The organism is Bacteroidales bacterium (genome assembly GCA_021648725.1).
Lineage (GTDB): Bacteria > Bacteroidota > Bacteroidia > Bacteroidales > JAADGE01 > JAADGE01.
The window spans coordinates 1-2,722 of the sequence record JAKISF010000066.1; the positions used below are offsets into that span (position 1 = coordinate 1).

At 35.0% G+C, this 2,722-nt stretch carries 2 protein-coding genes; both read right to left on the minus strand.

Features of this window, described 5'->3' with window-relative positions; genetic code table 11:
• Positions 1-216: 216 nt before the first annotated feature.
• Positions 217-1,353 carry a PLP-dependent aspartate aminotransferase family protein gene (locus tag L3J35_13690; protein ID MCF6367236.1) on the minus strand — a complete coding sequence of 379 codons (1,137 nt, stop codon included), beginning with the start codon at positions 1,351-1,353 and terminating at the stop codon, positions 217-219.
• A 54-nt stretch (positions 1,354-1,407) separates the two neighbouring features.
• Positions 1,408-2,376: a cysteine synthase family protein gene (locus L3J35_13695; GenBank protein MCF6367237.1), complete on the minus strand. Its 969-nt coding sequence runs from the start codon at positions 2,374-2,376 to the stop codon at positions 1,408-1,410.
• Positions 2,377-2,722: the final 346 nt, after the last annotated feature.

Genomic DNA, 2,722 nt, shown 5'->3' on the forward strand with positions numbered 1-2,722 from the left:
AAACATCGGCAAAAGAAACCTTATTCTATGAATTACAAAAGGTTATGACAGATTATTAACTAAACGACATTGGGTCATAATTTATAAAATACTTTTCACAAAATCACCAACTATTTTTGACCACATTACCTGTAAAACCTACTTTCTGATAATTGAGTATATTATAAAATCAGAGACCGGTTTAAATTATTTATTTCCTCAAAGATAAATTCTGTTTTAGTTTAAAGTATTGTTAATATCTGCTTTCAAATCTTCGATATCTTCAATCCCAACAGAAAAACGTACTAAGCCGTCGGATAAACCAATTTTTTTTCTTTCTTCTGCCGGAATAGAAGCATGCGTCATACTCGCAGGGTGGTCAACAAGAGATTCTATTCCTCCTAAACTCTCTGCCAACGAGAAATATTTAAAAGAGCTCATTATTTTTTTTGTTTCTTCTAATGTCATATCAAATTCCACGGAAACAATTCCGCTGAAACCGCTCATTTGTTTTTTTGCAATAACATAATTAGGGTGTGATTCTAAACCCGGGTAATAAACCTTCTTAACTTTTGGATGGTTTTTAAAGAAATTTGCCAGAGCAAACGCATTTTGTCCGTGTTTTTCCATTCTTACACCCAAGGTTTTTATTCCTCTGCTTCCGAGCCAAACATCAAAAGGGCTCGGGTTAAGTCCGATTGCCATTCTTGCAAAGTCTATTTTTTCTTTAAATTCAGGATTATTAGTAATAACAACCCCGCCAACTATATCAGAATGCCCGCCTATATACTTAGTTGTGCTGTGCAATACGATATCTGCTCCTAAATCCATCGGATTCTGAAAATACGGAGTAGCAAAAGTGTTATCTACCACACTTATTACACCATATTTTCTTGCCGTTTCTGTTACTTTTTCAATATCTGTTATTTTCAGAAGAGGGTTTGTGGGAGATTCAATAAAAACCATTTTCGGTTTTAATTTTAAGGCATTGTTTACCTCTTGTAAATCTTGGGTATTAATTGTTTTAAAACTAATGCCGTAGTTCGAGAAAATCCGTTTAAATAAACGGTAAGAACCACCGTATATGTCGGCTGTTCCTATTACAGAATCTCCGGCTTTCAGCATTGATATAATCCCGGTTAAACCTCCTAGTCCTGAAGAAAAGACAGTTGCAAATTTACCGTTTTCTAAAGAAGCCAAAGTTGCTTCAATATTTGAAAAATTCGGATTTCCGGCACGAGTGTAGTCATATCCTTTGTGTTGTGCAGGAGCGTCTTGAATGTATGTAGAAGTCATATAAATAGGCGGAATAATCGCTCCTGTTGCTTCATCGGGTTTTTGTCCTATATGTATTGATTTTGTTGAAAATTTCATTTTACTATACTAAAAGTTATTATAAATAAATAATTGTGTATTTTTATTGGCAGATTACAGTTTAAATCCGTTTTTAATCATCCATTCATCATTGTAGAATTTACTCAGGTATTTAACACCGTTATCCGGAATAATTGTAACAATTACAGACGGAACAGTTAAGCTTGCTGCTAACTTAAGGGCAGCCCATACATTTGCTCCGCCGGTTCCGCCTCCTAATATTCCTTCTTTTCGGGCTAACAGGCGTGCTGTTTCAAATGCATCTTGATCGGTAAATTGAATCATTTCATCAACTAAACTAAAATCCATTGCTTTAGCAATATGATCTTCTCCCACACCTTCAACAAAATAAGTTCCGATTGCATCATTATTAATTTTCTTTGTTTTAAAATAATCGTAGTATATCGAACCTACCGGATCGGGCATTAAAGAAAAAACCTCAGGTTTCTTTTCTTTTAAAAAACGACTGACTCCGCTTATTGTTCCTCCGGTGCTTCCTGATGCCACATAATGTGTAATTTTTCCTCCGGTTTGCTCCCATATTTCCGGTCCTGTCGTTAAATAATGTGCTTCAGGGTTTAATAAATTATCATACTGATTAATTCTGAAGCTGCCTTTTATTTCTTCAGAAATTCGCTTTGCGGTATTTACATAATGTTCCGGCGAATCAGGAGCCGCCGATGTAGGAGTTACAACAATTTCTGCCCCTAAAGCTTTTAATGTGTTTTGTTTTTCTGTACTGACTTTATCCGGCATAGTTAATATGGCTCTGTAACCCTTTATTGCAGCAATTGTTGCAACAGCAGCTCCGGTATTTCCTGATGTGTTCTCAACAATTGTTCCTCCTTTTTTTAACAGCCCGCGATTTTCGGCATCTTCAATAATATGTTTAACTATTCTGTCTTTAATACTTCCGCTAGGGTTGAAGAACTCCAGTTTAGCATAAATCTCAATATGCTTATAAGGGTTTATGTTAATTAATTTTACTAATGGTGTATTTCCTACCGTGTTTTCTATATTCATTTGTATATAATTTAAAAAGTACAAAGGTAACAATTATCTGGTATTTATTTTAAGCTTGTTAATTTATTGTCAGAGCAAACTCATACTTTTTTAATTGAAAATACTTTCAAAAATTGTCTTTTTTCTTATTAATTATTTGCATATTAGCCTGTTAGCCAAATAGCTAAAAGGCATGAAAAAAGACAATAAACTAGTGGGCATTTTTGGCAGTACAGACGGCCCCGGAAGCCATGTAAACCAACTTCACAAACTAAATGGCACCCTCCTAATTGGCATGGTCTCAGTTGTTTGCGGGGCTGAAACACAGAAGCAAATGGTAGGGTTTGCGAATTCAAAAGTGGGTTTT